This window comes from Moritella sp. (assembly GCF_033791185.1).
Classification (GTDB): domain Bacteria; phylum Pseudomonadota; class Gammaproteobacteria; order Enterobacterales; family Moritellaceae; genus Moritella.
The window spans coordinates 1-6,979 of the sequence record NZ_JASJHF010000125.1; the positions used below are offsets into that span (position 1 = coordinate 1).

The window sequence follows — 6,979 nt, forward strand, 5'->3', positions numbered from 1 at the left end:
ATTGTTTGATGCGGCGTGCAAATTAAAGCGTTCTGAAGCCGCCAAGGAATTATTCGGCAGAGAGTTTGTACAGCATTATGCCGCGACCCGAGAGTGGGAAGAACGTGAATTTAGAAAACACGTGACGGATTGGGAATTAGCGCGCTATTTTGAGATCATCTAGGGAGTACAATGATAATGAAGTTCAAAAGGCAACTACAACAAACACATTCACCCATTGATAATTCTGTTTACGTTGAGCGTTCTCTCGCCAGTAGTGACGACATTAATCATGCTTTGCAAAAGGCGGTAACAGCCCAAGCTAATTGGCATCACATAGACCTTAAAGAACGCGCTGCGATCTGCTATAAAATGGTGGATGAATTTGTTGCTAATGAAGATGAAATTGCTAATGAATTATGCTGGATGATGGGACGTCCGATTAAATATGCTCGGGGTGAAGTCGCGGGGGTAGCAGAGCGTGCTCGTTATATGATTGACGTCGCGAGTGATGCTTTAGCGAGTATTCAATTGCCTGATAAAATAGGCTTCCAGCGTCACATTAAGCGTTACATTAAACGTGAAGCATTAGGGACGGTATTTGTTGTTGCGCCGTGGAATTACCCTTATCTCACGGCGATTAATGCCATTATGCCTGCCATCATGGCGGGGAATAGCGTGGTATTAAAGCATTCCGCGCAGACGCCATTATGTGCTGAACAGTTATTTAATGCCTTTCAAAAAGCCGGGTTACCGGATGGCGTATTCCAATATTTGCATCTTAGTCATGCTGATACAGAAGCGGTGATCAAGGATAGTCGTATTGATTACGTGGCTTTCACTGGCTCTGTTGCTGGTGGCGCTATGGTTGAAAGAGCGGCTAGTGGACGTTTCATTGGTGTAGGTTTAGAGCTCGGGGGGAAAGATCCCGCTTATGTTCGTGCAGATGCCAATATTGATGATGCAGTAGCGACGTGCATTGATGGTGCATTCTTTAATTCTGGACAATCTTGCTGTGGTATCGAACGTATCTACGTAGATAGCCGCGTGTTTGACGAATTTTTGCGTAAATCTGTCGAGATCGTTAAAGGTTATCAGCTTGGCAGATCTGATGATGAGAACACTACGTTAGGGCCAGTTGTAAAAGCGTCAGCGGCTGATTTTGTGCGTTCGCAAGTACAAGACGCGATTTCTAAAGGCGCTATCGCGCATATCGATGCGGATGACTTTCCGTTGGATGAAGTCGGGACGCCTTATCTAGCGCCGCAACTATTAACTAATGTGAATCACCAAATGCGGGTGATGAGCGAAGAAAGTTTTGGTCCTGTGGTTGGCATCATGAAAGTCGATAATGATGACGAAGCAATCGCGTTAATGAATGATTCTGAGTTCGGCCTTACTGCATCGGTATTTACTCAAGATATCGATACCGCTATCGCTATTGGCGAGCAACTCGAAACCGGTACGTTCTTTGTTAATCGTTGTGACTACCTAGATCCTGCGTTGGCGTGGACGGGGGTTAAAAACTCTGGACGAGGCTGTACTTTATCGGCATTAGGGTATGAATCGCTGACTCGACCAAAATCATTCCACATTAAGCTTTCACAATAAGGCTTGCCAACGTTTCGCTGTTAAGGAGAAAACATGGAACTCAATCAATTTACTGCTAATTGGAATTACCCCACTGATATTCGCGCCGGTATTGGCCGCATTCAAGATTTACCTGCCGCTTGCCTAGAGTTGGGCATGGCATCGCCGCTATTAATTACCGACCCTGGTCTCGCTGACTTACCTATGGTGAAAACGGCTTTAACCAGCTGTAACCAAGCAGGTTTAAGATGTAGTATTTTTTCACAGATTAAAGGTAACCCAACAGGTGAAAATGTCACTGATGGAGTGGCGGCATACTGGCGTGGTGAGCATGATGGTGTCATTGCATTTGGTGGCGGTTCAGCACTTGATGCTGCTAAAGCAGTGGCTTTGATGGTAGGACAAGATCGGCCTATTTGGGATTTCGAAGATGTAGCTGATAACTGGTTAAACGTACGCACCGATGAGATGGCACCTGTTATCGCAGTACCAACAACATCGGGCACGGGGTCTGAAGTGGGGCGATCCTCGGTTATCACGGATAGTGACAATCACATTAAACGCATTATTTTTCACCCTAATATGTTGCCCGCTATCGTGATTCTAGATCCACAACTGAGCGCAGGATTACCTGCTAAGTTAACTGCTGCCACTGGTATGGATGCCTTATCCCACGCCTTAGAAGCGTATTGCGCTAATTACTACCACCCTATGGCTGAAGGCATTGCACTGGAATCTATTCGTCTAATTAAAGAGTATTTACCGCGTGCCGTTAAAGATGGCAATGATCTTGAAGCCAGAGCTCAGATGATGACAGCTTCAACGATGGGCTCAACCGCTTTCCAGCGCGGTCTTGGCGGCATCCATGCGCTTGCTCACCCTATTGGTGCGATTTACGATAGTCATCATGGTTTATTGAACGCTATCTTAATGCCTTATGTATTAAAGGCCAATCGCAGTGCTATTGAAGCTAAGCTAAGCCGTTTAAGCCGTTACTTAGAGTTGGAAGATGCTGGTTTTGACAGTTTCTTAAATTGGGTATTAAAACTACGCCAACAACTCGATATTCCATATGCTTTAAATGCGATTGGCATTGATGCTGACCGTGTATCTGAAATTGGTGTCATGGCGGAGCAAGATCCATGTGCAAGTGGTAATCCAATTGCATTTGATGCCCAGCAATATACCGCTATTTACTTATCTGCGGTATATGGCGATCTGTAAATACGGTACCAATAATAGTAATAGCGGAGGCAAGGTGATGAAACTCGGTATTCTACAATGTGACGATGTACGAAGTAGTTTGCAGCCTGGTTTTGGTAATTATGCCGCTATGTTTGAGGCGTTATTCCAGCAAGTAGATGAAGTATTAGATATTCGTTTTTATCTGGTGATTGATGGCCAGTTTCCACAACATATTGATGAATGTGACGCTTATATTTGCAGTGGCAGTAAATGGGGCGTTAATGATGACGACCTTTGGATCCGCCAACTGGAAGACTTTACTCGTGCACTTTACGCTGCAGAGAAAGGTTTGGTTGGTATTTGTTTTGGTCATCAGTTAATAGCTAAAGCACTGGGTGGGAAAGTAGAAAAAAGTTCCCGAGGCTGGGGAGTCGGTATTGCTCATTCTAATGTGCTAGCAGAGCAAAGTTGGATGCAGCCGAAGCAAGATAATATCGCGCTGGTGGTTTGCCATCAAGATCAAGTCTGTAAATTACCCCTTGGCGCACAGGTATTGCTGAGCAATGATTTCTGTCCTTATAGCATGTTTCAAGTTGATACTCATTTTCTTGGCCTTCAAGGGCACCCTGAATTTACTGCCCAATATTCTGCTGCACTGATGGAAGTACGTCGCGATAGGATCCCCGTCGATACTATTGATTCGGCTATGGACTCACTTGACTATCAAGCAGATGATAAGCTTACCACTCAGTGGATCTTGGCTTTTTTAAGGCAAACACTGATTAGTCGCGAGTAGCCTAAAATGATGTTGTTAATACGCATAGTAGCCCATGTATTAACCTTACTTTAAGGCAGTTTGATTAGTGGATATAACAATTATTCAGGTAATTATTGAAAAGTGCGAGATCAATGTTACTCCGTAAAAAACCGCCTTAAGGTCAAAAATACAATATTTTTCGATCAAAAAAACATTGATTAAACCCAATGACATTGACAAACAATATATTTATACAATTATGAGTACTAAATAAGTAATACTAAAGGTTAAGCAGTTCATGGAAAGAAATGCGATAAATAAGAATCATAGCTCCTCATCAAGCCAGATGTATGGTTCGTTGGATATTAGCTTACAGATGGGAAAACTGAATGCATTATTACGCCAACAGTTAACCCCAAGTAAGCAAGCGGAAGCTGACTCATCCAGTGCTGAGCAAATGACAGCTTTAAAATCAACACTTTCGGCTGCTGCGGTTACCGCTGTCGCCGAAATTTTGGATGATAAACCGTTAGCTAGAGATGTATTACACCAAAAATTATCTGAGTTGTATTTTCTTCAAAAACACTGCTACGAAAACGCCGAGATTGATAGTTCTTTGAGAAAAAGACAGTTCATCTGTCAGTCTGGTTTGATTATGTCGCCGGATCATTGTATCACTACTCAACTTGACGACCTTCGGGTTCGTGCTTATATCCGAGGCATTGATAAGGCATTACGTGCTAGTAAATCCACTGCCTCAGCACCGCTACGAATTATGTATCCTGCCTGTGGTCCCTTTGCACCGTTACTTATGCCACTCCTAGCCTATTATCAAGCGAACCAGCAGTATAGCGCTGAGCAGTTGCAGATCACCTTGGTTGATATACAAAAGGGCGCAGTACTTAGCCTGAAAGCCTTGGTTGAAGAAATGGGGATCGCGGATTATATCGAAGCAATTTATTGTATGGATGCTCTGGCGTATACCTGTAACGATAATAAATTTGATGTTGTGGTGCTTGAAGCAATGCAGCATGGTTTTAGCCGCGAGGCACATTTTGCTATAACTCGACATTTTGCTGAGCAGTTAACTGAGCATGGCTATTTTATCCCACAAAATGTTTCAGTGAGAGCCATGTTAACCAACGGGCAGCGGGAATATGTTGAACAATGGCCTGGCAGTACGCAATTATCTGAGTGTGACATGAGTGCTGAAATTATCGCGCAGCGCATCGACCTAGGCGAAATCCTCTCTTTAACTCCCCAAAATCTGTCTGCGCTGCCAGAGTTGATCCTTGATGAGAATAGCCGCTTGATCAAATGTGGCAAAGTAACCATACCGAACGAGGTCGTGAACCGTGACGATCTCTTACTGATCCTGTGCACTCGGGTGCAAGTATATGCCGAAGAGTGGCTTGGAGAATATGACTCAGGTATTACTCACCCCTTACCCGATACCCAGGTATGCATTAATTTTAAGCCGCATGATGCTAAACCCGGCGATCTGCTGGTTAAGAGTGGCGATAAGTTAAAATTTTATTATCGACTCAATGGGTTACCAGGATTCATGGCAACAAGCGTCGAATAACATGAGTATAATACGATGAATAATTCCCTGATGAGTGCTATAGATTCAAGAGGCGCAACACTTTCTGATATGGGTTCAGGTTATCTAGACTTAATAAATGAACCTCTCAAAGTTGCTCTTTTTGCATCGAGCAGTATTACAATACATGTAATAAATAAAATAGTTCAGGAACAACTATTAGTCGGCGTCATTATCGCCGAACGCCATGACCCAGATAATCAGCAGCTTGAGATACACCTACAACAAGCTGGCATTCCTTATATTCGCGATCAAACTGCAAATCCAGAATATGTACTTCAGCAGATCACACGCTGGGAAGCTAATGCCGGATTAATTTTCACTTACTCCCATAAACTTCCCGCTAGTATTTTAACGGCTTTTTCTGCTGGATTGTTCAATTTACACGCTTCCTCCTTACCACAATATCGAGGAATAATGCCCCTGTACTGGCAATTACGCAATAATGAAACGCAGGGCAGCCTGAGTATTATCAAAGTGGAACAAGAAATTGACAGTGGCGATATTCTGTTACAACGCACATTTCCACGTCACCCCTATGATACTTTAACCAGCTTTGCATTCACCATGGCCGAATTCTCGGCCGATTTTGTGGTGCAATTTTTCGTAAAGTTACAACAAGGAGAGTTAGTAGCAAAACCACAAAACGGTGAAATAAGCGATGCACCAATGCCGACTCAGCAAGACCTGATGATTAACTGGAATACCATGACGGGCAGAAACATCGTCGCATTGGCAAGTGCAGGGAACCCTCAATTTAACGGGGCAATGATCTCATGGCACCGCAGTTACATTGGTCTGCTCCAGGCAACTGTTGTTTCACACTCCAACTATGGCATGCCAGCAGGCTCAGTGCTTCATGTTGGTGAGCCTGAAGGTTTAATTATAGCAACTATCGATGGTGCGTTGCGCTTAGATATCCTATCCATCACTGAAGGCATATTTACCGGTATTACTTTTGCCGAGCGTTTTAAACTCGATGCAGGGGAGCAATTTTCCTCTGCGTTATTAACTTAAAATACCAAAAATAAGGAATTATCCATGGAATTTTTTTTGAGCGGTGTTGTTTTGATGGGAAATAATTTTACCCCGGTAGGATTTGTTAAGTGTAATGGCGCTATTTTAAGCATTAGCCAGCACCAGTCTCTGTTCTCTTTACTTAGTAATACCTTCGGTGGTGATGGCAGAACTACATTTGGCATACCAAACCTGGAAGGCAGGGTTCCGATGGGATTTGGCCGAGGCACTGGCTTACCCATGTATCTGAATGGTGATGTTGTCGGCAATACGATTAACTCTTTAGCTGAGCAACAAATGCCGACACATACTCACGCCGCTGCATTTCATCCATCAAGTGCACCTGGTGGCACAGCCTCTGTGTCCGTTTCTCTCGATGATGCCACATCGACAGTACCACTCAATGGCGGCTATTTGGCTAAGGTGGTTAAAGGGGGTGGTGCGGCAGATAAAGATGAAAAAATTTATCGCCCAGATGCTGGGACCAAAGGAACTGTGCTACTCGGTGGTGTTTCTGGTGATGGCACCGCCAGCGGCGGTACTGTTGAAGTAGGTAATACTGGTGGTGGCAGTCCATTTTCAATTATGCAACCCTCGATAGCGATGAATTATGTGATGTCTACCAACGGTATTTATCCATCACGCAGTTAATCATAACAACCTAGGGGCAGCTATATTGCCCCGAAAAGGATTATTGACATAATGCAACAAGTTCACTTTATTTCGGGATTACCCCGATCAGGCTCTACATTGCTGGCTGGTATTTTGAGGCAAAACCCTGCTTTTTATGCTTCTATGTCAAGCCCTGTTGCGCCTTTGATTAATAACTGTTTAGAGCAAATGGGGGC

At 43.9% G+C, this 6,979-nt stretch carries 7 protein-coding genes; all 7 read left to right on the forward strand.

What is annotated here, in order from left to right; all coding sequences use genetic code 11:
- The first annotated feature begins 1 nt into the window (after position 1).
- The 7 genes from QNK26_RS07610 (at position 2) to QNK26_RS07640 (ending at position 6,782) form a co-directional block, all read left to right on the forward strand.
- The gene (locus QNK26_RS07610) at positions 2 to 163 is read left to right on the forward strand and encodes a hypothetical protein (protein ID WP_319221977.1); all 162 of its coding nucleotides are present in this window, start codon (positions 2 to 4) and stop codon (positions 161 to 163) included.
- An 8-nt stretch (positions 164 to 171) separates the two neighbouring features.
- Positions 172 to 1,590, forward strand: a complete 1,419-nt coding sequence (locus QNK26_RS07615) for an aldehyde dehydrogenase family protein (RefSeq protein ID WP_413816353.1) — start codon at positions 172 to 174, stop codon at positions 1,588 to 1,590.
- Positions 1,591 to 1,623: 33 nt separating this feature from the next.
- Positions 1,624 to 2,793: an iron-containing alcohol dehydrogenase gene (locus tag QNK26_RS07620; protein WP_319221968.1), complete on the forward strand. Its 1,170-nt coding sequence runs from the start codon at positions 1,624 to 1,626 to the stop codon at positions 2,791 to 2,793.
- A 37-nt stretch (positions 2,794 to 2,830) separates the two neighbouring features.
- On the forward strand, positions 2,831 to 3,550 hold the full coding sequence (locus tag QNK26_RS07625; protein ID WP_319221970.1) for a glutamine amidotransferase-related protein: 720 nt from the start codon (positions 2,831 to 2,833) through the stop codon (positions 3,548 to 3,550).
- 259 nt (positions 3,551 to 3,809) lie between these two features.
- Complete coding sequence (locus tag QNK26_RS07630) at positions 3,810 to 5,096, forward strand: hypothetical protein (RefSeq protein ID WP_319221972.1); 1,287 nt, start codon at positions 3,810 to 3,812, stop codon at positions 5,094 to 5,096.
- 15 nt (positions 5,097 to 5,111) lie between these two features.
- Complete coding sequence (locus QNK26_RS07635) at positions 5,112 to 6,131, forward strand: methionyl-tRNA formyltransferase (protein ID WP_319221973.1); 1,020 nt, start codon at positions 5,112 to 5,114, stop codon at positions 6,129 to 6,131.
- A 24-nt stretch (positions 6,132 to 6,155) separates the two neighbouring features.
- Positions 6,156 to 6,782, forward strand: a complete 627-nt coding sequence (locus QNK26_RS07640) for a phage tail protein (RefSeq protein ID WP_319221975.1) — start codon at positions 6,156 to 6,158, stop codon at positions 6,780 to 6,782.
- Positions 6,783 to 6,979 lie beyond the last annotated feature (197 nt).